The organism is Pseudoalteromonas sp. SWXJZ94C (genome assembly GCF_015864385.1).
Classification (GTDB): Bacteria; Pseudomonadota; Gammaproteobacteria; order Enterobacterales; family Alteromonadaceae; genus Pseudoalteromonas.
Genome location: NZ_JADYXF010000005.1, coordinates 104,893 through 128,615 on the forward strand (window position 1 = coordinate 104,893; position 23,723 = coordinate 128,615).

General features: G+C 36.6%; 24 protein-coding genes. 5 read left to right on the forward strand and 19 right to left on the reverse strand.

Going from position 1 to position 23,723, the window contains the following annotated elements; translation table 11 throughout:
* Positions 1-132: 132 nt before the first annotated feature.
* The 3 genes from I6F65_RS03400 (at position 133) to ilvN (ending at position 4,495) form a co-directional block, all read left to right on the forward strand.
* Entirely contained in the window at positions 133-1,140 is a 1,008-nt protein-coding gene (locus tag I6F65_RS03400) for an isocitrate dehydrogenase (RefSeq protein ID WP_024610749.1), read from the forward strand.
* 1,133 nt (positions 1,141-2,273) lie between these two features.
* Complete coding sequence (locus I6F65_RS03410; RefSeq protein WP_024610748.1) at positions 2,274-3,998, forward strand: acetolactate synthase 3 large subunit; 1,725 nt, start codon at positions 2,274-2,276, stop codon at positions 3,996-3,998.
* Positions 3,998-4,495 carry an acetolactate synthase small subunit gene (gene ilvN / locus I6F65_RS03415; protein WP_024610747.1) on the forward strand — a complete coding sequence of 166 codons (498 nt, stop codon included), beginning with the start codon at positions 3,998-4,000 and terminating at the stop codon, positions 4,493-4,495. The genes I6F65_RS03410 and ilvN overlap by 1 nt, the downstream gene beginning before the upstream one ends.
* A gap of 92 nt (positions 4,496-4,587) precedes the next feature.
* On the opposite strand, the gene I6F65_RS03420 is transcribed toward ilvN, so the two are convergent.
* The 15 genes from I6F65_RS03420 to I6F65_RS03490 form a co-directional block, all read right to left on the reverse strand.
* Complete coding sequence (locus I6F65_RS03420; protein WP_024610746.1) at positions 4,588-4,863, reverse strand: HU family DNA-binding protein; 276 nt, start codon at positions 4,861-4,863, stop codon at positions 4,588-4,590.
* Between the two features lie 208 nt (positions 4,864-5,071).
* A complete protein-coding gene (locus I6F65_RS03425) occupies positions 5,072-5,611 on the reverse strand; it encodes a DUF3833 domain-containing protein (protein ID WP_197111566.1) in 540 nt (179 codons plus the stop codon).
* A gap of 1 nt (position 5,612) precedes the next feature.
* Entirely contained in the window at positions 5,613-6,008 is a 396-nt protein-coding gene (locus tag I6F65_RS03430) for a chalcone isomerase family protein (RefSeq protein ID WP_139015432.1), read from the reverse strand.
* Between the two features lie 144 nt (positions 6,009-6,152).
* Complete coding sequence (locus I6F65_RS03435) at positions 6,153-6,656, reverse strand: DUF2878 domain-containing protein (protein ID WP_029880411.1); 504 nt, start codon at positions 6,654-6,656, stop codon at positions 6,153-6,155.
* A complete protein-coding gene (locus I6F65_RS03440) occupies positions 6,631-7,893 on the reverse strand; it encodes a cyclopropane-fatty-acyl-phospholipid synthase family protein (protein WP_024610742.1) in 1,263 nt (420 codons plus the stop codon). The genes I6F65_RS03435 and I6F65_RS03440 overlap by 26 nt, the downstream gene beginning before the upstream one ends.
* A gap of 39 nt (positions 7,894-7,932) precedes the next feature.
* Positions 7,933-8,670, reverse strand: a complete 738-nt coding sequence (locus tag I6F65_RS03445; protein WP_197111568.1) for a DUF1365 domain-containing protein — start codon at positions 8,668-8,670, stop codon at positions 7,933-7,935.
* Positions 8,663-9,919 (reverse strand): NAD(P)/FAD-dependent oxidoreductase, encoded by a 1,257-nt coding sequence (locus tag I6F65_RS03450; RefSeq protein WP_197111570.1) that lies wholly within the window; start codon positions 9,917-9,919, stop codon positions 8,663-8,665. The genes I6F65_RS03445 and I6F65_RS03450 overlap by 8 nt, the downstream gene beginning before the upstream one ends.
* Entirely contained in the window at positions 9,916-10,626 is a 711-nt protein-coding gene (locus tag I6F65_RS03455) for an SDR family NAD(P)-dependent oxidoreductase (protein ID WP_024610739.1), read from the reverse strand. Before I6F65_RS03455 ends, I6F65_RS03450 begins: the two co-directional genes overlap by 4 nt.
* 2 nt (positions 10,627-10,628) lie before the next feature.
* Complete coding sequence (locus tag I6F65_RS03460) at positions 10,629-11,057, reverse strand: nuclear transport factor 2 family protein (RefSeq protein ID WP_166110279.1); 429 nt, start codon at positions 11,055-11,057, stop codon at positions 10,629-10,631.
* 1 nt (position 11,058) lies between these two features.
* Complete coding sequence (phrB, locus tag I6F65_RS03465; protein ID WP_197111572.1) at positions 11,059-12,453, reverse strand: deoxyribodipyrimidine photo-lyase; 1,395 nt, start codon at positions 12,451-12,453, stop codon at positions 11,059-11,061.
* Entirely contained in the window at positions 12,453-13,406 is a 954-nt protein-coding gene (locus I6F65_RS03470; protein ID WP_197111574.1) for a DUF523 and DUF1722 domain-containing protein, read from the reverse strand. The genes phrB and I6F65_RS03470 overlap by 1 nt, the downstream gene beginning before the upstream one ends.
* Before the next feature lie 8 nt (positions 13,407-13,414).
* Positions 13,415-14,095: a ChrR family anti-sigma-E factor gene (locus I6F65_RS03475; RefSeq protein ID WP_024610735.1), complete on the reverse strand. Its 681-nt coding sequence runs from the start codon at positions 14,093-14,095 to the stop codon at positions 13,415-13,417.
* Positions 14,088-14,711, reverse strand: a complete 624-nt coding sequence (locus I6F65_RS03480; RefSeq protein ID WP_197111576.1) for a sigma-70 family RNA polymerase sigma factor — start codon at positions 14,709-14,711, stop codon at positions 14,088-14,090. Before I6F65_RS03480 ends, I6F65_RS03475 begins: the two co-directional genes overlap by 8 nt.
* Before the next feature lie 69 nt (positions 14,712-14,780).
* Entirely contained in the window at positions 14,781-15,359 is a 579-nt protein-coding gene (locus I6F65_RS03485) for an LON peptidase substrate-binding domain-containing protein (RefSeq protein ID WP_024610733.1), read from the reverse strand.
* A gap of 235 nt (positions 15,360-15,594) precedes the next feature.
* The gene (locus tag I6F65_RS03490; RefSeq protein WP_197111578.1) at positions 15,595-15,867 is read right to left on the reverse strand and encodes a hypothetical protein; all 273 of its coding nucleotides are present in this window, start codon (positions 15,865-15,867) and stop codon (positions 15,595-15,597) included.
* Positions 15,868-16,146: 279 nt separating this feature from the next.
* Between I6F65_RS03490 and I6F65_RS03495 the strand changes: the two genes are divergently transcribed.
* A complete protein-coding gene (locus I6F65_RS03495; RefSeq protein ID WP_197111580.1) occupies positions 16,147-17,832 on the forward strand; it encodes an alkaline phosphatase in 1,686 nt (561 codons plus the stop codon).
* A gap of 118 nt (positions 17,833-17,950) precedes the next feature.
* Here I6F65_RS03495 and I6F65_RS03500 read toward each other — a convergent pair whose 3' ends face one another.
* On the reverse strand, positions 17,951-19,444 hold the full coding sequence (locus I6F65_RS03500) for a cellulase family glycosylhydrolase (RefSeq protein ID WP_197111582.1): 1,494 nt from the start codon (positions 19,442-19,444) through the stop codon (positions 17,951-17,953).
* 418 nt (positions 19,445-19,862) lie between these two features.
* Positions 19,863-20,225 (reverse strand): hypothetical protein, encoded by a 363-nt coding sequence (locus I6F65_RS03505; RefSeq protein ID WP_166110293.1) that lies wholly within the window; start codon positions 20,223-20,225, stop codon positions 19,863-19,865.
* Between the two features lie 685 nt (positions 20,226-20,910).
* On the opposite strand from I6F65_RS03505, the gene I6F65_RS03510 reads away from it, so the two are divergent.
* Positions 20,911-21,540: a hemolysin III family protein gene (locus I6F65_RS03510; RefSeq protein ID WP_024610728.1), complete on the forward strand. Its 630-nt coding sequence runs from the start codon at positions 20,911-20,913 to the stop codon at positions 21,538-21,540.
* Between the two features lie 68 nt (positions 21,541-21,608).
* Here the strand turns inward: I6F65_RS03510 and I6F65_RS03515 are convergent, their stop codons facing one another.
* On the reverse strand, positions 21,609-23,006 hold the full coding sequence (locus I6F65_RS03515) for a heavy metal sensor histidine kinase (protein ID WP_024610727.1): 1,398 nt from the start codon (positions 23,004-23,006) through the stop codon (positions 21,609-21,611).
* A complete protein-coding gene (locus I6F65_RS03520; protein ID WP_024610726.1) occupies positions 22,996-23,682 on the reverse strand; it encodes a heavy metal response regulator transcription factor in 687 nt (228 codons plus the stop codon). The genes I6F65_RS03515 and I6F65_RS03520 overlap by 11 nt, the downstream gene beginning before the upstream one ends.
* Between the last annotated feature and the right edge of the window lie 41 nt (positions 23,683-23,723).

Genomic DNA, 23,723 nt, shown 5'->3' on the forward strand with positions numbered 1-23,723 from the left:
GGCAAAATGGGCGATAAGTTGGTATAAATGCGCCCTTAAATTTATACCTCATTCACATAAATGACCTAACAAGCAGTTACTCTCTCAGAGTAATAAATTATGTGCAAATCAAACTATTTAAAGGAAAAGTTAATGGCCAAACGTACCATAACAGTGATCAAAGGCGACGGCATCGGTCCTAGCATTATAGACTCAGCACTTGAAATTCTAAAAGCAGCAGGATGTGATTTTGATTATGAATTTGTTGATGCTGGCCTAGCAGCGCTTGAAAAAACTGGCGAGCTACTTCCACAAGAAACTGTTGATACAATTGCTAAAAACAAAATCACTCTTAAAGGTCCTCTAACTACTCCTGTAGGTGAAGGCTTTACTTCTATTAACGTAACTTTACGTAAACAGTTTGGTTTATACGCAAATGTTCGTCCAGTTAAATCGTTTGTAGGTACTAAAGCACGTTACGATGATATCGATATCATTACTATTCGTGAAAACACGCAAGGTATGTACTCAGGTGCAGGCCAAATTGTGAGTGAAGATGGTAACGAAGCAGAAGCAAAATCAGTAATTACTCGCGAAGGCGCTGAAAAAATTGTAACTTTTGCATACGAACTAGCTGTACGTGAAGGCCGTAAAAAAGTAACTGCAGTTCATAAAGCGAACATTTTAAAATCAACTTCTGGTTTATTTTTAAAGGTTGCTCGTGAAGTAGCTGAGCGTTACCCACAAATTGAATCAACTGAAATGATTGTTGATGCTACGTGTATGAAACTAGTAATGACACCTGAAGAGTTTGATGTAATTGTAACTACAAACTTATTTGGTGATATTCTATCTGATCTTTGTGCTGGCTTAGTGGGCGGCTTAGGCATGGCTCCAGGTGCTAACATTGGTGAAGATGCAGCAATATTTGAAGCTGTGCACGGCAGTGCACCAGATATAGCAGGTAAAAACCTAGCTAATCCTACTTCTGTAATTTTAGCGTCTATCCAAATGCTTGAACATTTAGATATGGGCGACACTGCAGAACGCATTAGAAGTGCTGTTGCTGATGTAATTAAATCAGGCGATCGTACCACTCGCGATTTAGGTGGTAATCACGGAACAACTGATTTCACTCAAGCAGTTATTGACCGTCTATAATTTAAAGTACTAATAAGCTTTATATAAAGCCTGTTTATGCTTAATGCCAGTCAGTTAACAGCTGACTGGCATTTTTTATTGGGCTATTTACTGGATTTTAGTTTCACACACGTCGTGAAACTTAGATGTTTTGCATATATTCCAAGCTTTTTCTTCGCCATTTTCATCATCTGGTATCTGAGTAAGTTATAACAGAAAATCACACCCGATAACTCTTGCACTATCATTTCTGGTTTTTTACTACGTAGCGTGAAATGGCTATTGAGTAAGCTCTGCTTCATTACTCTATACCCAAGTTCTAATCTCTATCGCTCATTATGCAAATCAACAATACCAGATTTAGGGAAACGCAATAAATCGGTCAGTGGTGTGATGATATTCATCTTTTTACCCTTGAGCGTTTTTGTTACCAGTCGCCCCCTAATTTACTGACAATGCGCCATATAAGATCATCACGATAAAACGACATACACATAACTGTCCAAACAGCCCTTTCGACAGGAATTCGTCTTATCTTTGCAACTTCGATAGTTTCAGCGCATTCTTTGATGAAATGTATGCCTAAAAATCACTCAGCTAACCTAAATCGACTGAGTTGTGGCATAACCATTAGCAAAAGAAAGTACTGGAGTAAGTTGCATAAAAAAGGCTCTTGAAGACATTAGATACCTTAATAAACAAACCAGAAGTTTGGCCAATGGATCGTTAAATACTTCTTAACTGATCAGTATTAAAATTATGTTGGCTTTTTAGTGCCGAAAATAAATATAGGCAAAAATATTAAACGCATAATTTCTTCTCACTTAATGACATAAAAACGACAAAACTGTGATTTCAAATTAAAAAACAACTAAATTTAGAATTTTAATCCAAAAAAGCCAATTCACGGTTGACATGCACACTCAAAACCCTTAAAAATAACCTCATAGAGAAATTTTAATTTAAAGTAAACATTTTACTTTTTTAAAAGAGTGAACAAATTATGAAATTGCAGATTCGTCTTTTAGTCGTACTCGTACTGGTCTTAGTTATAAGCCCAGCGGGGATGTATTAAAAAGTGATACTGCTTTTTAAAAACCCTCGCACTACGCGGGGGTTTTTTTATGCATAAAATAGCGCACAGAGGAATGAGGATGAGCAAACAAGAATATAATGGTTCTGAATTAGTAGTTCAGGCATTAAAAGAGCTGAAGGTTAAATACATATTTGGCTATCCCGGTGGTTCGGTATTAGATTTGTACGATGCACTTTTTCAACAAGACGACATTGAGCATATATTAGTACGCCACGAGCAAGCAGCTACTCATATGGCTGATGGTTACGCTCGTGCAACAGGCGATGTTGGTGTAGTACTTGCCACCTCAGGTCCTGGCGCTACAAACTGTATTACAGGTATTGCAACAGCCTATATGGATTCAATTCCTATGGTTGTGTTGTCAGGTCAAGTGCCTACAAATCTTATTGGCGACGATGCATTCCAAGAAACCGATATTGTCGGGTGCTCTCGCCCTGTAGTTAAACATAGCTTTAACTGTAGAAGTGCTAAAGAAATTCCTACTATATTGGCTAAAGCTTTTTATATTGCCAGCACTGGTCGCCCTGGGCCTGTTGTAGTTGAACTGCCAAAGGATATGCTTAATCCTGCGATTAAATTTGAATACGAATTTCCTAAAACAACTGAACTTAGAACATACAGTCCTAATACTAAGGGTCATTCCAAACAAATACGTAAAGCCGTTACAGCTATTTTAGAAGCTAAAAAGCTCGTTATTTATTCTGGTGGCGGTATTGTTATATCAAATACATCAGAGCAATTAACTCACTTGGTTGAATCGCTAAATGCGCCAATAACAAACACGTTAATGGGACTTGGTGGTATATCAGGTGTTCACCCTAACTTTGTTGGTATGCTAGGCATGCACGGTACGCTTGAAGCAAACAAAGCAATGGCGAATGCAGATGTAATTTTGGCACTTGGTGCTCGCTTTGATGATCGCGTCACTAATAATGTTGAAAAGTTTTGCCCTAATGCCACTATTGTACATGTAGATGTAGACCCAACGTCCATCTCTAAAACAATCAAAGCGCATATTCCCGTTGTAGGCTGCTTAGCGACTGTACTTGAACAGCTTCAAGCTGGTATAGATAAAAGCCCTATTCAAATTGATCGCAGCGCTCAAGAAGATTGGTGGCGTCAAATTATTAGTTGGCGTGAGCAAAAGTGTCTAAATTACAATACTGATGGCGACAAAATTAAGCCTCAAGCTGTAATAGAGGCGGTATACAAAGCAACAAATGGCGATGCTTATGTAAGCTCTGACGTTGGTCAACATCAAATGTTTGCAGCGCAGTACTATCCGTTTAAACATCCTCGCCAATGGATAAATTCAGGTGGTTTAGGAACAATGGGGTTTGGTTTACCTGCCGCGATGGGTGTAAAGCTCGCGTTTCCTGATAAAGAATCGGTGTGTATTACGGGCGACGGTTCTATTCAAATGAATATCCAAGAACTTTCTACCTGTTTGCAATATAACTTGGCTGTAAAAGTGGTTTCTCTTAATAATCGCTCTTTAGGCATGGTACGCCAATGGCAAGATATGGTTTATGGAGGTCGTCACTCTTCATCATATATGGATTCACTGCCTGACTTTGTTAAATTGGTTGAGAGCTATGGTCACGTAGGTATCCAAGTAAATACGCTTGCTGAACTACAACCCGCTATTGATAAAGCGATGTCAATTACCGACCGTTTAGTATTTTTAGATATTCTTGTCGATGAAAAAGAACATGTATACCCAATGCAAATTAAGTTAGGTAGCATTGATGAGATGTGGCTACGTAAAGGAGTAAAAGCATAATGCGTCGTATTTTATCTATATTATTAGAAAACGAACCGGGTTCATTGTCGCGTATTGTCGGACTTTTTTCACAACGCGCTTATAACATCGACAGCTTGACTGTAGGTACAACCGACGATCAGTCTTTATCACGTATTACTATTACAACTATGGGCGATGACCGCGTAGTAGAACAAATAACTAAGCAAGTTAATAAACTTGTCGATGTATTAAAAATCATAGATTTGACTGAAATGAGTCATATAGAACGAGAACTATTACTTGTTAAGGTATTTGCTCAAGATGAGTCAACTCGCGCTGCGGTTACTCGTGTTGTAGATGTATTTCAAGGTGCTATTTTAGATATGGGCAGGCAAACCTACAGTCTACAATTAGTAAGTAGCACTGACAAAATTGAATCATTTTTAGACACGCTTCGCCATGAAACTGACATTGTTGAAGTTGTACGTTCTGGTGCTGTTGGCATTGGTCGAGGGGATAAAGCCTTAAAAGCATAACTTTATTGTATATAAGCCATATTTTATGGCTTTTTTACAGATATAAAAAAAAGGGCTAATTAGCCCTTTTTTTATTTAATTTGTTAAACCTATTAAAGGTTTACTTGGTCTTTAAGACCTTTACCTGCTTTAAAGCTTGGGATAGTTGCCGCTGCGATTTGGATCTCAGCACCCGTTTGTGGGTTACGGCCAGTACGTGCTGCACGTTCTTTTACTGTAAAAGTACCAAAACCAACTAATGCTACTGAATCACCTTCTTTTAAAGAAGAAGTTACAGCGCCTGTAAACGCGTCAAGTGCACGAGTAGCAGCAGCTTTAGAAATTTCTGCATCAGTAGCAATTTTTTCAACTAATTGAGCTTTATTCATTTTTAGATTCCTATTCGTTATTATTTTGCCTTCGCAAAACCTATCTTTATGTATTTTTGAAGAGTTAGCAACAGCAAATTGCATTTTTTGCTTAAAATCTTAAAAAACACGTAAAATTAAAATAATTCTCGGTAAAATACAGCACGTTGGGTTAACAAAGACTTAATTTGAGTACAATTTTGGCGCACGTTACGCAACTTAAGATAAACTATATTTTTTCGATTACTAAGGTCACTTCCCCAACCTCAACACCAAACTTAACAATAGATGTTCGGTTTATCAAGCGTGTTTGTGTAACCAAGTACATCCAATCGTCAAAGTTAACCTCTAAAGTACTGCCGTCGTATGGCAATTCAACATCATAATTCCAATGAAATACACTGCCATCACTTTTACCTTTAGCTGTACCTAAAACATCATCTGCGGTGCCGGTTAATGAATTGTCGTTGTTTAAAGTTACTTTCCAAATGCGTTTTTGTGTTTCACCATCATCATAAACAAAATCTTCTTCAATAATGCCCTGGTTGCCTTCCCAGCTCGCATGCATATCTACCACTAGCTTGCGGGTTAGCTCGCCTTTAAAATCCTGTACAACGCCATAGGCTTTCAAATTTCCTGTAAAGAATGTTTTAAAGTCAAACTCAGGTGATGTATTTTTATAATGATCTACGCTAGGTGCAGAACAGCTTATTAAAAACAAAGCACAGGTACCGACTAAAATACTTTTAACTAGATTCACGATTTTCATATTAATTTCCTAGTAATTGCTTTCTGAGTTCAGGCTCAGAGGTGTTTTTATCTAACCAAATAGCCAAAAAATCAGTAGCAAATTCAGGCTCATTTATTTCACCAATTTTTTTATCATTATGATAAAAAATACTTCCACCTTGCTCATTTGTAATTAAAGTAAGCGATTCACCTTTTTTTATATCAGGCCAAATTTGTAATAGTTTGTCACTATAAGTTTTTGACGACTGCTCTTTGCCCAAACGTTGCCATTGCTCTTGCGTTGCTTTAACAATATCTTTTGCCTCAAAATCACGTAAATAGGTAAGTTTGAATTTAACCGGATTATCACCCAATACGTAATTACCCGAATACGTAGATAACGTTGCATCGTAAACATCCCAAAGCAAATATTCCATTTTACCTTCACCAACCTTATTAAAGTCGCTATTGGCAAGCACTTCTGTACTACTAAACACGCATAAAATAGCGCCACATAAAATATATTTCAAAGTAAAACCTTATTAATAAATGTTAGATATTATGAATAGCCAAGATGCAAATTAGCGAGAGATCATTAGCTTTATTTTACTGTTTATAAATAAAATCAACGTGAATGTTGCAGCCCAAAGTGCGCCATAAAAAAACCAAAACTGATAAAGTGGTAATCCTAAGCTTAATACTTCAAAGCGTGCACCACCCCAATAACTTAAAGGTGCAAAAACCAAACACACACAAAATGCTTGCCATAGTTTAAGCCCAGTTAAAAACGACATTGAAGTATTGATACATAGAAGTAGAGCTACCCACAAAAGAGCAAGCCACGGTGGAAAAGGAAAAACCTTAAATTCAAATAAACCAAGCTTTACTGCAATAAACTCACAAAGCAGAGCGATTGGAAGTGTTTTTAAAACAAGCAAAACATCCTGTTTTTTTTGCTTTGACAAATAAAACATCAAAGCAATTATAGCGCTTGAAAAAACGATTGAGTTTGCTTCAAGCAGTAATGATAAAAACCATACTGCTTGAAACAATATAAAATTAATAAGCGAGTGCAATCTCGTCATTATCACTAACAAATCTTGGTTTACGTGCCATTAAATGCACGGTACTCGTTGCGCGTGTTCTAAATGCACCTTCACAGTAAGCAAAGTAGAACAACCATAAACGATAAAAACGCTCGTCAAACTTAGAACGGTCTAAATCAGGCCAGCTTTCTATAAAGCGAGAGCGCCAATCAGCCAGCGTACGCGCATAGTGAGCACCAATATCATTTATAGTGTGTATAACCATATCAGTGTTGTTTTTGATCTGTTCGCTCATTTCATTAAGTGATGGTAGGCAACCACCTGGGAAAATGTATTGCTGTATAAAATCAGAATTTTTTAAATAATGCTGATAACGTTGGTCGCCAATAGTAATAGCTTGAATAAGCATTGCACCATTGTCTTTTAAAAGTTCTCCACATTGAGTAAAAAAGCTCGGCAAATAATCATGACCAACTGCTTCAATCATTTCGATGGAAACAAGTTTATCGTATTTACCTTTTAGCAATCTGTAATCAAGTTTAAGCAGTGTTATTTTATTATCAAGTCCAAGCTCTTTAACTTTTTCGGCTACGTAGTCGTGTTGCTCATCAGAAATGGTTGTCGTTGTTACGTGGCAGTCGTAATGAGTAGCAGCATAAATTGCAAAAGCCCCCCAACCAGTACCAATTTCAATAACTGAGTCGCCCTGTTGTAACTCGACCTGCTCACAAATACGTTTAAGCTTAAATTGCTGTGCTTCTTCAAGTGTAGAATCTTTTTTAGGATAAACAGCACTAGAATAAAGCATTTCTTTACTTAAAAATGACTCGTATAAATCGTTACCTAAATCGTAGTGGGCAACAATATTCTTTTTTGAACCTGACTCAGAATTTTTGTTTTTAACATGATTAAATCGGTGGGCTATGTTGCTAAAAAATGCAAATTTCTTTTCAAATTTATCTAATTGCTTTTCATTTACTGCGAATATTTCGATGAAGCGCGTTAAATTATCGCAAGACCATTGCCCTAAAATATAGGATTCACCAGCCCCAACACTGCCAGAGAGTGCAAAGGCCTTGTACATTGCCTTATCGTTTACTGTGATAGTAACTTTAAGTTCGGACAATGCGTCACCAAAAACAGTTCGTTCATTATTGTCATCTAAAACTATCTGACCTGTTTCAATCGAAGAAAACGCTTTCGTTACTAACTTTTTATATACGTTAGCAAACCATCCAGTGCTTTGTGCACAATTTAAGCTCGACACTTTTTCCATTAAAATACCTATTTATTGTTCTAACTATCTGTATATGTTTTATGGCTTACCTGAATGACCTAAAAAAGGCACTCTCTTTATAAATAACTTTAACGCTTGGTGATAGATACCTTTAAAAATCGACCATGTCATAGCCGGAAAACGTTTTAGTAACTTACTAAGTTCTTCGTTACTAAGCTCTAAACGTTTCAAACGAAGTGTTGCATCAAATAGTAATACCCCATCTCGTTTATTTTCAATGTGTATCAATGTTTTATCAAGCGACTGTTTGATATGCCAATGATAGTTCATATCTAAATTCATAAAAGGTGATACGGAAAAAACCTTCTTAAAGTTCACTTTTTTTTCTAGGGGGACTAAATAATAATGACGTTCGTTCCACGGTGTATTACTCACCTCAGCAATCATGTACTTAAAACGGATGTGATCGTGACCAAAAAAGTAAAAATTAACAGGGCTAAAGTACACACCGAGGCAACGAAGTTGCCCAAGCATATAAATATGGGAGAAGGTTTCACTAATACCTAACGTGACGAGTTGATCGTGAGCACGTTCAATAAGGGGTCGTTTAACATGTTCTGAGGTATCTTTAAGGTAATCAGCTTCATTAAACTTTAAGGCTCTTAAGCCCGATGTACCCAAGTGCTTGTGTACACCATTTAACTGCTGAGGGTTATTTAGATCTACCCACATCATATATAACGGGTAACTAAAACGGTGCTCTTTAACAGCAAAACGGCGATGTTTAACATCGCCTAAATAAACTGCACTAGTCAAATTCAACCCCAAGTTGTTTTGCAACATCTACACCGCTGTGTACACCATCTTCGTGGAAGCCGTTATACCAATACGCTCCACAAAAATAACTATTATTTTGCCCATCAATACTATGTTTAAGTTTTTGGGCAGCAATAGACTCTTGATTAAATACAGGGTGATGGTAAGTAAATTCGCGCAATATTTTACTTTGGTTAATCCCTTCAAGGTGATTTAACGTTACACAAAATTGAGTATCTGACTGTATACCTTGAAGTATATTCATTTGGTATGTAACCACAGCAGCTTTGTTTGTATTGTTATTAAGCAGGTAGTTCCAACTTGCCCATGCCGCTTTTCTATCTGGTAAAAGGTTTATATCGGTGTGCAGCACCACTGAGTTTTCTGTATAAGCGATTGCACCTAATACTGACTTTTCTTGCTCTGTAGCATCGCCAAGCAGCGCAAGTGCTTGATCTGAATGACAAGCAAATATTACTTTATCAAACTTGCTTTGCTCACCATTTTCAAACTCTATTGTTACTTCATCATCTTGACGCGTAACAGATTTAATATTTGTATTGAGTTTAATTTTATCGGCAAAGCCTCTAATCAATGGCTTAATGTACTGGCGAGAACCACCTGGTACTACATACCACTGAGGTCTGTTTGTAACGTCTAAAAGTCCGTGATTAAAAAAGAACTTAACAAAAAACTCTACGCCTACATTTTCCATTTCTTTTATGCTAGATGACCAAATAGCTGCGCCCATTGGTAAAATATAATGATACTTAAAAAAGTCATTAAAATGGTGTTCATCTAAAAGCTGCCTTAACGATTGATCCGTTTTATATTTTTCTTGTTCGTGTATTGCTTTACATAACTTGTTAAATCTAACAATGTCGTAAAGCAAACGCCAAAATTTAGGTCTAAAAATATTGCGACGCTGTGCGAATAGGCTTGTAAACGTATGCCCGTTATACTCAAAACCTGTTGCATCATTATGAACACTAAAACTCATTTCTGTTTTTTGTTTATCAACGCCAATATGCTTTAGCAGCTTTTCAAAGTAAGGGTATGTTCTATCATTAAATACAATAAAACCGGTGTCTATTGCGTATTTGATACCACTTACATCAACATCAACCGTTGCAGTGTGTCCTCCAATATAATCATTTTTTTCAAATAGAGTTACATCGTAATGCTTATGCAGCAAATGCCCGCATGTTAAACCAGATACACCTGAGCCAATTATTGCTATTTTTTTCAACGGGTTAATCCTTTTGCAATTTTAAGCCAAAGCGGTAAAGGGAGTATTCGCAGTGCTTTTAAAATAAGGGTAAAACGATAAGGAAAATGCACTTCTTTACGACGCTTATGTATTCCTTTAATCATATAATCTGCAGCCTCGCTTGCAGATACAGCCATAGGCATTGGAAAGTCATTTTTATTAGTTAGAGGCGTTTTAACAAAACCAGGATGAACGAGTGTTACATCAACGTCATTTAAATCAATGGCTAAACTTTTAGCTAGATAACTTACACCGGCTTTTGATGCCCCGTAAGCTTCTGAGCGAGGAAGCGGTAAATAAGTAACACTAGAGCTTACTAAAACGAGTTGCCCACCCACGTTTATTTTAGGAAGTAAGGCTTCTAAGCAGTATCCCATTGCAAGTAAATTAACCGATACAACTCTTTCAAACAGAGCACTATCAAAGTTACGTGCATCATCTACATACTCACAATTACCTGCATTTAGGATCACTCTGTCAAATTGAGCAAAACCTATTGTCGATTGCTTTATATCTTGTAAATCAGTTGCATCAAATTGGCATGTTTGAATATTGGTGTGCTTTGCAAGCTCAGCTAGCTTTTCGCTGTTACGACCGCATGCTATAACAGTATCGCCTTGCTCAGCATATTTAATAGCTAACTGTTCACCAATTCCCGATGTAGCGCCTGTAATTAATGTGATCATAATTAACCTGCCCTTTTATCTATAAACTTAACAACACTACCCAATAAAGGAATGTGTTTATATAAAAGTTCACCAACATTAAAGTAGTCGCGATGCTTGGTTATTTTACCACTATCAAAAATAAGCTTGCTATGTCCCTTAACTGATATTGTTTTACCCGATGCTAACTTAGGATGGGAGTAGTGCATGGTCCAGTAGATAAACGCATTGCTATCAACGTTAAAAGTGTCTGTTATGTCAAACTGACAATGCTTAACGTTACTGTATAAATTAGCAAAATATCGACGCAATTCATCAATGCCGTTAATTTCATGCATCGGATCTATAAACTGAATATTGTCGCTATAAATTTCACTCAACAAATCAAGATTACTACTATTGAGTTGCTGGTATATATCTACAAATTTATCTACTGGTAACTGGTTATCCATATCATACCTTAAATGCAGCTAAAGCACGCTCTCGTGCAGCCTTATGATCAACTATAGCTGGCCAGTAACACTGCTTATCTTGCCCTGTTGCAGCTAAATAAGTATGTGGAAAATGAATCTGTTTATCTGGCACGTTTTCAAGCTCTGGTAAATACTTACGAATAAACTTGCCTGTTGGATCAAAACGTTCACTTTGCCTTATAGGATTAAAGACTCTAAAGTAAGGCTGAGCATCGCACCCAGTACTTGCAGCCCACTGCCAGCCACCATTATTAGATGCCAAGTCGCCATCAATTAGGTGCTGCATAAAAAAGCGCTCGCCTTCACGCCAGTCTATTAATAAATGCTTTGTTAAAAAGCTGGCAACAACCATACGCAATCTATTATGCATCCAACCTGTTTGCTTTAATTGCAGCATTGCAGCATCAACTAGCGGATAACCAGTACGACCTTCACACCAAGCATTAAAATCATCTTCGCTTTTACGCCACACAACAGCGTTATATTTTTCGTTAAAGTTATCACCACGCGAAAGCTTGGGAAATTCAGCTATTAAGTGTCTGTAAAATTCGCGCCAAATGAGTTCATTAATCCACGTAAACGTTTTACTTTTTGATGTAGTTAAAATATCGGGATAACGCTGCTGAATATTAATAAGTAGCTGCTTAGTACCTACAATTCCAAGAGCTAAGTAAGGGCTTAAACCCGAAGTGCCTTTTATACTTGGAATATCACGTTGATCATCGTAACTTGTAAGCTTGTCGCATATAAAGTTATCAACTACGGTTGCTAAGGTTTCATCATCAACCGGCCACTTATCTGAGCAACCATCACTTTTAAGTAAATCACTTTCGTTACACTTTATCGGCTCAGAACCTAAAGGCCATTGTGGCAAACTAAAATGCGTATCTTGATGTTGCTTTAACCAAGCTCGCTTAAACGGAGTAAATACTTTATACATTTCGTTACTTTGGTTTTTAACTGAGCCTGCCGGCGCAATTAAATCCCCTTCATATAATGTAAATGTAATAGAAAGCTCATCGCATTTATTTAAAATAGCTTTATCGCGATTAACTTCATTAAGCTCATACTCTGTATTAGCAATTACATGCTTTACATCATTTGATTTACAAAAATCAATAATTTTGTTTTCACAATCCACAAAGCTTGGCGCGTCAATTACATGTAAAGTAACACCATACTCACCAAGCTGTGATTGAAGATACGCCACTCGGCGTTTAAGTAGGTCAATCTGAATAGGCGCAACTTGGTGTTGTTGCCACTGTTTTTCAGACACAAAAAAAATGGCGTGTTTAGCGCCATTGTTTAGCGCTTGAATTAACGCTTCGTTAGAAAAAAGGCGCAAATCGCGCCTAAACCAAAATAATGTATCCATTAAATACCAAATCGTAGTTTTAAATCGTGAGGGTAAGGGTTAAAAAACACCTGTTTTTCAAGGTACTCATTTGGGTGAACCTTCAAATGATGTTTTAATAAAGTGAGTGGTACATACAATGGCACCAATCCTTCGCGATATTCATCTATAGCATCACGAAGTTCTTGTTTTTCAACTTTCGATAAATCTGTTTTAAAATAACCTTGTAAATGCATTAACGTGTTGCAATTATTTCTGCGAGAAGCCGGTTTTTTAAGACCCGTCATCAAGCCTAAAATATAATCATCAGCAACTGCATTTATATCGTCGCCTACAAAAGTTCCTAATAGCTTACCCAAATCACGATAGGCTTGATAATTATGAGCCATTAGCAAGTATTTATACTGAGAATGAAATTGCGTAAGTTTGTGAACAGTAAGCGGCTCTTGTACTAACTTTTGCCAATTTTTAAATACATAAATTCTCATTACAAAGTTTTCACGTAAATGCATGTCATTTAAACGTCCGTTTTCTTCACATGGCAATAATGGGTTGTGCTTCATTATTTGCTCAGCAAAAAAACCAACACCTTCTGATGTATTACCGGTTCCAGCTTCGTTATATATTTTAATTCGTTCCATACCGCAACTCGGACTTTTTGCGCAAAATACAAATCCGCTTAATTCTTTAGCTTGCTCAGTTGCTACTTTTTTACCGTACTCAGTAAGCTGTTGTCCTACTTCACCGGTTCCATCTGGGCGACATACTTTAATGGTATCGCCCACTTTAACTTGGCGAATAGTTGGACGAGGTATAGGTAACCCTACTGCTACCTCCGGACAAAAACGTGTGTATTCAACGTGTTTACCTAACTCATCCATGCAAAAATTTGATTTTTTATGACCCGTATCAAATCTAACTTTTTCGCCTGCTAAGCAGGCGCTTATACCTATTTTTATTATATCAGTTTGCATATATTCTCTTAGTAGATCAAATTACCTATTGGATTTAGTAACTTGCTGAAGCCCTTATTAAAATGTAGCGCACTACTGACAACTGTAAAGCATAAACAACCATCTTTCGTAAGTGGAGTATGTAAATGGCTACCATCTTGCCAAATAAAGTCGCCTGGTACGTAATTACCTTCCTCGTCGCTAAATTCACCATCTAATAATAAAGTTACTTCAAAACCAGTGTGAGTATGTTCAGGAATTTCGCCGCCTGCGTCTATATGCAATAAGCTAGAGCGTAAAGCGCCGTCATCTAGTGCAACACGCGAGCGAGCAATTTTACCAACTTGGGTAAATTTACTATGCGATATGCGAGTTAAGGCTCGCGGAAGTTGATAGTCATGTGCATTAACTTTAATAGATACTGGCTCAACTTCGTATACTTCATCAATGCCCGAATCTGAAGTAATTAAATCAAACACATTCGATTCAAACTCTTCAAGTAATTCAAGATTATCTTTATCTTCATTTGGCGATAAAACTTGTTTATCGTTAAACACTACATTTGCATTAGCCGCTTCAATCTTAGCAACTTTCTCTTGGCATATAGGACACATGTCAAGGTGTATAGACACAGCTAAACTTAAAGATGCATTTAGCGATGCCGAACAATGTTGCACTAGTAAATCTTCACTAGGGTGATGTTTAATCATGCTGATCTCCCATTTCATTACGTAATTTTTGCAAGGCTAAACGTAACCGAGATTTTACCGTGCCTACTGGAATATTAAGTTGCATAGCAAGTTGCTCTTGCGACATGTCTTGAAAATAAACACCGCGAACCACTTCTCTTTGCGCTATTGGCAGCTTGTCGAGGTAGCGTTTTATTTGTTTATCTTCTAAATGATCACTGTATTCGTGATTAGTATCTTGTGATTCGTTTAATAACGGCCAAATATCTTCGCTTATGTTTTCTTCTTTATTGCTTTTCATTTTACGAAGCATATCAAAAGAGGCATTACGCATTACCGTATAAACCCAAGTAGTTGCGGCCCCTTTGCTGCTATTGTATAAATGCGCTTTACGCCACACCGAAGTTAATGTCTCTTGAACTAACTCCATTGCTTGCGCTTCAACGCCAAATTGTTTAATTCCAAAGCGTTTAATTTTCGGCGCAAAATATTCGAATAAAAAGGCGAACGCTTTTTTATCGCGACTGTCTGCGACCGCAATAAGCGATTGCATAAGTTCAGTACTTGGCGTGTCTGGCATGGCAGTATACTTACCTGTTTTAGGTTCACAACGTGGTGACTGTTGTTGACTTACCATTATAATTAATCCCGTTATTGCTTTTGTATTGATAAATACGAGCAATATTAAGAGTTGGATCAAATTAAATTAGGCAAATTCATTGTTAATCACAGTATGGAGGAAACTTAGCAAGTTATCAAAGTTAGTTTCAAACGCAAGTTGCTGTTTTTTCTCAATAGATATAGGTAGAAGTTCAAGCCAACGAGCAGCTATCCACGGTAGCCTATTAAAATGAGTCTGTTTATATAAGACTCTGAGTTCTGGGTTTCCAGAAAAAACATCTTTGAGGGAATCATGTAAGCGTTGGTGCTTACCAATTTCGTTATTACTGTCTTTGTACCAATAAGGTGCATTACAATCTGACACTAATCCGTGACGCAATTCTTGTTCGTCTTGATAAACATCGTTTATTTGAACACTTTGCGATGCAAAAACATCAATTAGCAATGTACCATTGTCGTCTTGATCAAAGTCAATCACGTCCATTAAGCAGCCTTGAGCGCTGATATTAAATGGTGTGTCATGCTCAAAAGTGCAAAGTACAAAGCCTGTATTGTCTTTTAATGCGCTTTTAACCATATGTAGGTAGCGAGGTTCAAATATGCGTAATCGCGTATAACCTTCAGGTAATATAAATAATGGTAATGGAAAAATCGCACGTTTCATAAAGTCTACTTCTTTAAACATTCTGCCTTTATTTACGTGCGCCTTTACAAAGTCGATCAGCTTTATATTAATCGAATTAACTGCCTATTATGCTGCAGGCTAAATATTAAACCAATTCCCCATGCACTTTAAAATCTGTAAGGAATAGTAAGCAGTTATCATACTTGCTACAGGAGCCAACATTAAGGCAAATAATCCAAAATCACTACTCATCGTCTTAATCCTTTTAAACAGTTTATAGGGCTTTATTATCAGTCTTTATGACATTTTTATTTTTGCTATCTTCAACAAGTTCAAACTCTTTTAATAAGCCATCTAATACTGTTTGAGAGTTAAACGAGAACGCTTCTTTTAATGATTTTTCAAGCTCTAAAGTACTTTGTTTAACATAGCTAGTTACACTTTGAGTAATTATATTAGTTACATCTAGGTCTACTTCTACAGCTTGTACTTGCGTAGAACCTAATACTAATAAACTTGCCATAGCGATTTTAATTGAACGTTTCATAATGGTATTCCTTGTTTGTGTATTGTTTAGACGTAGTTATATACTCAAGGGTTGTGCCAACATAAAAACAAAAAATAACCAACTGTATTTAAAGTACTTTTATTACATTTACTTTATTTCAAAAATTCACCTCTCGTTAATTTAACCACTTAATTTTATTTTTTGACTACTTTTTAGTTAATAACTAACTTCATAGTAGATACATAAAGTGTTTATAAAAACGTCATATCTCCTGCGTACTGTAGTTCGTTACTATTAATAACTTGAACAAAGTGCAGTATGTCTAATTCATCCCGTCGTCAATTTTTAAAAACATCAATTGCAAGTGTATTTACAATTGCAGTTTCGACCTCTTTAACTGGTTGCATGCAAACTTTTCAAAAAAAATCATTAACACCTGTCGAATTTAAACATGGTATTGCCAGTGGCGATCCACTAGAAAATGCATTAATAATTTGGACACACGTTCAAACAGAACAAGAAAATGCTACTGTCGCATGGGAACTTGCCCGCGATGCAAAATTTACGAATATTGTTCGACGTGGATACGCAGAAACAAATAAAAGCCGCGATTTTACAATAAAAATTGATGTTCAAGAGCTCAAAGCTAATACGCAGTACTTTTACCGCTTTATTGGTTTAACAACAGTAAGCCCAGTTGGACGAGCTAAAACACTGCCAATCAATAACATAGAACAAGTTAAGATAGCGGTTGTTTCGTGTTCAAACTACCCTGCGGGCTACTTTAATGCGTATTCTGATGCTGCTAAACAAAAAAACTTAGACGTAGTATTACACTTAGGGGATTACATTTACGAATACCCAATGGGCGGTTATGCAACTAACAACGCCGATAAAATTGGTCGCTCACTAGCACCTGATAATAGTGGAGAAATAATTGCATTAAGTGACTACCGCAAACGTTATGCAATTTACCGTACAGATAAAGGCTTACAAGCCCTCCATGCAGCTGCGCCTTTTATAGTTGTATGGGACGATCACGAAATTGCGAATGACACCTATAAAAGTGGCGCTGAAAACCACAGTAGCAATGAAGGTGACTTTTTAAAACGACGTGCTGCTGCCATTCAAGCTTATTACGAATGGCTTCCGATTAGACCGCCAATGGGTGAGCAAAATCCACAAATTTACCGCACCTTTAACTTTGCTAACTTATTAAGCCTCCACATGCTCGATACCCGTGTTATAGCGCGCGATAAACAATTGGCGTACAGCGATTATAAAGATGCCGATACAAAAAAAATGGATGTTGCTGGTTTTGTTAACGATTTAAATAATCCACAAAGGCAGTTACTTGGCAACACACAACTAAATTGGCTCACCTGTGCAATGGCTAAATCAAATGCTAAATGGCAAGTATTGGGTCAACAAGTACTGATGACAAAAATGTGGCTGCCAACTGAAATTTTCTCGCAATCAGACCGCACTAAAATTCCATCCGTAATTAAAGAACTCGTTGCTATTAAACAAGCCGTTTTAATAAATAAAACGGTTACGCCAGCACAACTGGCAAGAGTAAACACCTTAATGCCATACAATTTAGATGCATGGGATGGCTACCCCAGTGAACGCGAAGCATTATATAAAAGCGCTAATGAGTTAAATAAAAAATTGGTAGTCGTTGCTGGTGATACACATAATGCATGGCATGGAGATTTAATAGATATAAAGGGAAATAACGTTGGCGTTGAGTTTGCGACACCAGGCGTAACATCACCTGGAATGGAGCATTACTTATCGCTAAACACAAAACAAGCAAAGCAAATGGCAGATGCACTTTCATTACTTATAAATGATTTAAATTACTGTAATTTATCACACCGAGGTTATATGTTACTTACATTAACTCATGATCAAATAGTAGCTGATTGGCGCTATGTCGATAACATCGACTCACCAAATTACAACATCGTTAATGAACATCAAAGTGTTTATAAAGGTTAAAAGATTAGCCATTTTAAATTAGCTGTATTTTATTAAATAGAGAAGATGAATATTTTATATAAGTAAAATATTCATCTTCTCACAGTCTGTATTACTTCAATATTTAACTAAAATTTACTTAGTTACAGCTATGGGCAAGTGTCCATGAACCATCGCTACCCGGAACACTGTTTGTGTACCAGTTAGCGCTATAAGCTTTGCCTTGATATTGTATTTTGTCATCTGTGTTGTTATGAGTATAAGGACCTGCTGAATAATCCTTTCTAACCCAGTTAGGGTACGCATTAATACCATTACAATCAGTAGAACTTACAACCGTACAACCATTAGCGTCAACAGTAGTCCCCGTTGGTGTATTAGGGCACTGATCAATATTATCGTTAACGCCGTCATTGTCACTATCAGCAACAGGTACCTCAACAGCACAACCAACATTATTTACACTTGTACCTGCTGGTGTATTAGGACATTGATCAATATTATCATTAATGCCATCAGCGTCACTATCGGCAACTGTTATAGCACAACCAATACTGTCAACAGTTGTACCTGATGGTGTGTTATCACATTGGTCAACGTTATCTATTACGCCATCACCATCGCTATCTAGATTAACGTTACCATTACCGGTACCACTGCCTTGCCAACCTTTAATAATCTCTTTAACTTTTGTACCAGAAGCAGTTAATGAGTCCCAACCTCCACCTGGAGTAAAAGTAGAAGCGCCTTCATTTTTGTCATTAAGAGCCCAGTTAGCATGGCTAATATTATTTGTCTTAAAAAATGCCATCCATGCATCAGTTTCATTTACATTTACACTACCATTACCATCAGCATTAACAGTACCCCATTCGGTAGCAAATAAAGCAATTCCGTTATCTAAAGCTGTTTGTGCTTTATCTCTATAAGATTGACCATGTGTACCTGCATAAAAATGAAGAGTGTATGCAATATTAGCGCGATCAATTGGATCTAGCGACGCAACATCAACATCTTGTGACCACGTTGGCGTACCTACAACAATTAAGTTATCTGGGTCAATTGCTCTAATTTTATCAATGACGGTTTCTGCGTATGGTTTTATGGCATTAGCCCAAGATATTTGCAGTGGTTCATTATAAATTTCGTAAATAACGTTATCGTATTCACCGTATTTAGTTGCAACTTCTTCAAAAAAGCGAACGGCTGTTGCTTGATCTGTGTGGGCTTCATGGCTATGAAAATCAATAATAACGTACATGTCTTGTGCTATAGCAGCATTAACAACAGTATCAAGACGGTTCATATTCCCATCCCAATCATAATTTAAACTGCCACCAGCACTTGCTCCATGCCCAATTGCAGCACGAATTATTGTTGCACCAAATTCTGACTTAGCCTTGGCAACGGTGTCTGCTGTGTAAAAATTTTCGCCACCCCAACCGGTATTACTCCAAAATAAACTAGTACCAGCAAAGCTAACACTTTCTCCATTAGCTAATATTTGATTTCCGCTCACGTTTAATGGCTCAACGGCTGCATTCGCAAGGCTTGAAAAACCTAATAATAAAGCTAAAGATAAACTCGTAACCTTAAAGGTCCCTTTCTTGTGGTTACTTAAACTATTATTCATAATATTTTCCTTAAATAAAATAATCAGGCATTTTGCCTAATGTATTAGAGCATTCATAAAAACTAAGCACTAAAGGAGTGTAGTCTCAATTTTTTACCGGTGTAAAGTATCAGAACACTATTAACATTAAATGAATAAATAGGTACAAATGAAAACGTTATGTTTTAAAAAGTAAATTAAAAAATAACTTTTCAGAGGAGATTAAAGATTTTAAGTAGGTTTTCATGCTTTTTATACACATTTTAGAAACAAAAACACGTTAAAAAAAAGTAATAATTAAATGTATAAATGGTAATTAATGGTTATCTAATAAAAATAACCACTAATATTTAGAAGGAATATGATTAGTGCTAACTTAACTTTGAGTAAATTTTAGTCTTTATTACTGAATAGATTTGAAACTTAGCTTTCAAATTATTTATGATTTAACTTCGGCTTTAATCGCAGGTAACTTTCTACCTAAGCGATACGCATCAACAATACTTAACACCCACACAACAACCATAGTAGGTACATACTTATATTCTGCTAATTTAGCACAAGCGGCAGAGGGTTCATGCGCCGCGTTTAAAATAGCAGTTACCGACATCTGTATTTTCCCCGAGACAATCTCATTGGCTGTGCATTGTGCAATAGCAAATATATCTTTAAGCGTTAAAATTAAAAGAAGCGAAAATACACCCGAAAAAATAGCACCTATAAGATTCTTTTTTAGAAAAAAATGCCCTGCTCCCGGATAAATAACAGCGGTTAATAGCGCAGCTTTAATATCTTGTTTCATTTTTACCTAATATAAATTTCACTTTAAAGTGATCACATAAAAAAGCCACTTTGCAGTGGCTCAATTAAAATATCAAGTAGTTAAATGTATTATTGTTCATCAAACCCAAGTGTTAACGCTATACCAACAAAACAAGCTGATCTGTAACAAATATAAAACCACTACCCTATATAGCACGGTATGTTTTACTGACTTTTATTTTACTTAGCTCTGAGTAATTACTTTTTAATTTAGCACAAGGGCGTGTTGTTCTTTGGTGGTTGAGTTTACAGCAGTATGTTTGGTTTTTAGGCAAGGCAGAGTCTATGTAGTGTGGTTATTCCCCATAAATAGGCGATAACGCAGCATAAATACCAAACATGCGCTGCCAGAAGGGTTCAATGCACAAAGTTCAACACGCCCTAAGAACAAACAAAAATAATTTAGTAAATTAAAGTAAAACATCAACCACACCAAGTTAAGTTATCGGCTTCGCTATAAATACTTTGAGCTAGAGTACTTTAAGCTAGGTACTATGAATTAGAGTACAATGACCATTTTTCCTCATTACTCACGAGGTCCTTTTACAAGTATTTTAACTTTATGAAAAACAATAAAAATATGCATAAAGGCTCTAAATCGAGCATTGAAACTTTCAGCGCACACTTGTACACTTAAATTCATTCAAACAGTGGTGGTATCCTTTATGTCGCTTCAAGCGCCCTATTCTCAAAAAGAAGAACAACTAAACGTAATTAGCCACGCCCTAGGTATTATTTTTGCTGTGTTTGTTATGTGGGATTTATTTAATCAAGCCACCAGCACTAAAGCTTATATAAGTACTGCTATTTATGGCAGTAGCTTATTCATACTTTTTTTATCATCAACCCTATACCATGCCAGTATTCAACCTCGCTTAAGAGCCTTTTATAAAAAGTGCGACCATAGCGCTATTTATCTATTAATAGCAGGCACCTACACCCCCTTTTTATTAATTTCGTTAAGCGGTACTTGGTCATGGGCAACGCTTACCTTTATTTGGACTGTGGCACTGGCAGGCGTTGCCTATAAAGTACTTGTAAAAAATGGTAATAAAAAAATATCACTCGCAACTTACTTACTAATGGGTTGGTTTGCACTTGCCATTGTATATCCGCTTTATTCAATAGTTGATGTAAAAGCACTTTATTGGTTACTTGCCGGTGGTGTGTTTTACAGCTTAGGCACCTTTTTTTACAGTGCTAAAAATACGCAATTTAGCCACGCAATTTGGCATTTATTTGTTATAGCGGGGTGTGTTTGCCATTATATTTCAATTAGTAATTACGTTTATTAAACTGATTTAGCTATTAAAATGGTCTGGTTTGAGCAACAAGCAAACATTGAGTTAATCGATTTTAATATTTAGCTTTTAGCTAAATTTAAATAAACCTTAAAGCTGGTAGTTTGATTGTTTGAACTGACCTCTATACCGCCACCGTTTGCTTGCGCTAGAGCTTTCACTATTGCAAGCCCTAAACCGGCTCCATCGCTGTGTCGTTGGCGCGACTTATCGGGTCGATAAAAGCGGTCAAATAAATAAGGTAAATGCTCAGAAGGTATTCTCTCCCCTGTATTAATCACTGAAATGCATATTTTTTCAGCAGTGATCATCTCACTGTTTACTGTGATTGATGAGCCTTTTGGGGCGTACCTAATTGCATTGGATAGTAAGTTTGATAATAATTGGCGAAAGTGTAATTTGTCACAATAAAAACAAAGGTTTTCACCTTTTTTATCAAATGCAATCAATGAGTCTTCAGCCAAAGCGTCAAAATACTCAAATAACGCTTCAATTTCATCATGGCTTTTTAGAGTGTTTTGAACGGGTTTAATTAGCCCATTTTGAGTTTTTGCGAGCCAAAGCATATCACTAACCATTTTAGTTAATCGCTCAAGTTCTTCTAAGTTAGAAAACAATAATTCTTGATACTCTTCCAACTGCCTTTTTTTAGATAATCCAACCTGTGTTTGAGTAATTATATTTGTGAGTGGAGTTCGTAGTTCATGAGCAATATCACTAGAAAAATTTGATAAGCGAATAAATTCACCTTGGAGCCTGTCGAGCATTGAGTTAAACGACTGCACCATATTAACAAGCTCAATAGGCACTTTATTTTCATCAAGCCTTACATCCATTTTATTAGTTTGGATATCATGCATTTTCTGACTTAAACCTCGTAAAGGGTTTAATCCTTGATGTATAGCAAACCAAGCCACCAATAAAATGAGTACCGCTGAACCAAACATAATAGCCCAAAGGCTTTGCTGAAATTGATTGAGAAAGTGTAAATGAAAGCTCATATCTATCGCTGTAGTAATCTTGTATTGCTGTTGCCCAGTACTTAAATTACTCACCAGAGCTCGGTAGGTGTGAGTATCATTTTGCCATGAGATAATGTTGTTACGGTTAAAGCCAGTTGAAGCCTTTGCACTCATTGCAAAATCACTAAAATCTCGTTCAGAGCTTTGAAAAATCAGCTCTCCTTTTGCGGTATTTACCTGATAGTAAACACCGTGATGACCCGCTACAGCGTTAGATAATTCATTTTTAAGTTTCAGGTTTGATTTATACTGTTGTGTTAAAACAAATTCAATAGATTGATTAATAACATGTAGTTCACTGCTATCTTGCTGAAAAAAATGATGTTTTATCGAACTATTTATTAAAGAGGCAACTAAAGTTAAGCACGCAATAACGGTTACAGCCACAAACAACACAACACGCATCGTAAGTGATAAAGGTCGTGACTTAATAGTCATCAGTTTCAACTTCTAATTTATAGCCCATACCACGAACTGTATGAATTAATTTAACAGTAAAGTCATCATCAACTTTTGCTCTTAGCCTACGAATGGCAACATCAATCACATTGGTGTCACTATCAAAATTCATATCCCATACTTGAGAAGCAATTAACGAACGTGGCAGTACTTCACCTTCGCGCCGTAACAATAGTTCAAGTAAGCTAAACTCTTTATTACTCAATAAAATACGCTTGCCTGCACGTTGTATTTTTCGCTTTGGAATATCCATTTCTAAATCAGCAACGATCAGTATATCGTCAACTGTTTGCACTGCACCACGGCGAATAAGAGTGCGTACTCTTGCTAAAACTTCAGCAAAAGCAAAAGGCTTTATTAAATAGTCATCAGCACCAAGTTCGAGCCCCTTTACTCTATCATCTATGCTATCGCGAGCAGATAAAAATAGTACTGGGGTTTTGTTATCTGCTTCACGTAGCGACTGTAAAATTTTCCAACCGGATACGTCAGGTAACATGACATCAAGTATTATTACATCAAATAATTCGGTCATTGCTAGGTGATGACCGTCAAGACCATTGCGTGCCAAAGAAACCTGAAAACCAGCTTCACTTAGTCCCTGTTTTAAATAATCTCCCGTTTTTGCTTCATCTTCAACAACTAATAAGCGCATACAATTCCTTCATTAAAGTCCTAACAACTACCTCTGCAAAT

What these genes read in the sequence shown, in the direction of transcription:
- I6F65_RS03400 (WP_024610749.1), top strand. Translation starts at nt 133, where the DNA reads ATGGCCAAACGTACCATAACAGTGATCAAAGGCGACGGCATCGGTCCT.
- I6F65_RS03410 (WP_024610748.1), top strand. Translation starts at nt 2,274, where the DNA reads ATGAGCAAACAAGAATATAATGGTTCTGAATTAGTAGTTCAGGCATTA.
- ilvN (WP_024610747.1), top strand. Translation starts at nt 3,998, where the DNA reads ATGCGTCGTATTTTATCTATATTATTAGAAAACGAACCGGGTTCATTG.
- I6F65_RS03420 (WP_024610746.1), bottom strand. Translation starts at nt 4,863, where the DNA reads ATGAATAAAGCTCAATTAGTTGAAAAAATTGCTACTGATGCAGAAATT.
- I6F65_RS03425 (WP_197111566.1), bottom strand. Translation starts at nt 5,611, where the DNA reads ATGAAAATCGTGAATCTAGTTAAAAGTATTTTAGTCGGTACCTGTGCT.
- I6F65_RS03430 (WP_139015432.1), bottom strand. Translation starts at nt 6,008, where the DNA reads ATGGAATATTTGCTTTGGGATGTTTACGATGCAACGTTATCTACGTAT.
- I6F65_RS03435 (WP_029880411.1), bottom strand. Translation starts at nt 6,656, where the DNA reads ATGACGAGATTGCACTCGCTTATTAATTTTATATTGTTTCAAGCAGTA.
- I6F65_RS03440 (WP_024610742.1), bottom strand. Translation starts at nt 7,893, where the DNA reads ATGGAAAAAGTGTCGAGCTTAAATTGTGCACAAAGCACTGGATGGTTT.
- I6F65_RS03455 (WP_024610739.1), bottom strand. Translation starts at nt 10,626, where the DNA reads ATGATCACATTAATTACAGGCGCTACATCGGGAATTGGTGAACAGTTA.
- I6F65_RS03460 (WP_166110279.1), bottom strand. Translation starts at nt 11,057, where the DNA reads ATGGATAACCAGTTACCAGTAGATAAATTTGTAGATATATACCAGCAA.
- phrB (WP_197111572.1), bottom strand. Translation starts at nt 12,453, where the DNA reads ATGGATACATTATTTTGGTTTAGGCGCGATTTGCGCCTTTTTTCTAAC.
- I6F65_RS03470 (WP_197111574.1), bottom strand. Translation starts at nt 13,406, where the DNA reads ATGCAAACTGATATAATAAAAATAGGTATAAGCGCCTGCTTAGCAGGC.
- I6F65_RS03475 (WP_024610735.1), bottom strand. Translation starts at nt 14,095, where the DNA reads ATGATTAAACATCACCCTAGTGAAGATTTACTAGTGCAACATTGTTCG.
- I6F65_RS03480 (WP_197111576.1), bottom strand. Translation starts at nt 14,711, where the DNA reads ATGGTAAGTCAACAACAGTCACCACGTTGTGAACCTAAAACAGGTAAG.
- I6F65_RS03485 (WP_024610733.1), bottom strand. Translation starts at nt 15,359, where the DNA reads ATGAAACGTGCGATTTTTCCATTACCATTATTTATATTACCTGAAGGT.
- I6F65_RS03490 (WP_197111578.1), bottom strand. Translation starts at nt 15,867, where the DNA reads ATGAAACGTTCAATTAAAATCGCTATGGCAAGTTTATTAGTATTAGGT.
- I6F65_RS03495 (WP_197111580.1), top strand. Translation starts at nt 16,147, where the DNA reads ATGTCTAATTCATCCCGTCGTCAATTTTTAAAAACATCAATTGCAAGT.
- I6F65_RS03500 (WP_197111582.1), bottom strand. Translation starts at nt 19,444, where the DNA reads ATGAATAATAGTTTAAGTAACCACAAGAAAGGGACCTTTAAGGTTACG.
- I6F65_RS03505 (WP_166110293.1), bottom strand. Translation starts at nt 20,225, where the DNA reads ATGAAACAAGATATTAAAGCTGCGCTATTAACCGCTGTTATTTATCCG.
- I6F65_RS03510 (WP_024610728.1), top strand. Translation starts at nt 20,911, where the DNA reads ATGTCGCTTCAAGCGCCCTATTCTCAAAAAGAAGAACAACTAAACGTA.
- I6F65_RS03515 (WP_024610727.1), bottom strand. Translation starts at nt 23,006, where the DNA reads ATGACTATTAAGTCACGACCTTTATCACTTACGATGCGTGTTGTGTTG.
- I6F65_RS03520 (WP_024610726.1), bottom strand. Translation starts at nt 23,682, where the DNA reads ATGCGCTTATTAGTTGTTGAAGATGAAGCAAAAACGGGAGATTATTTA.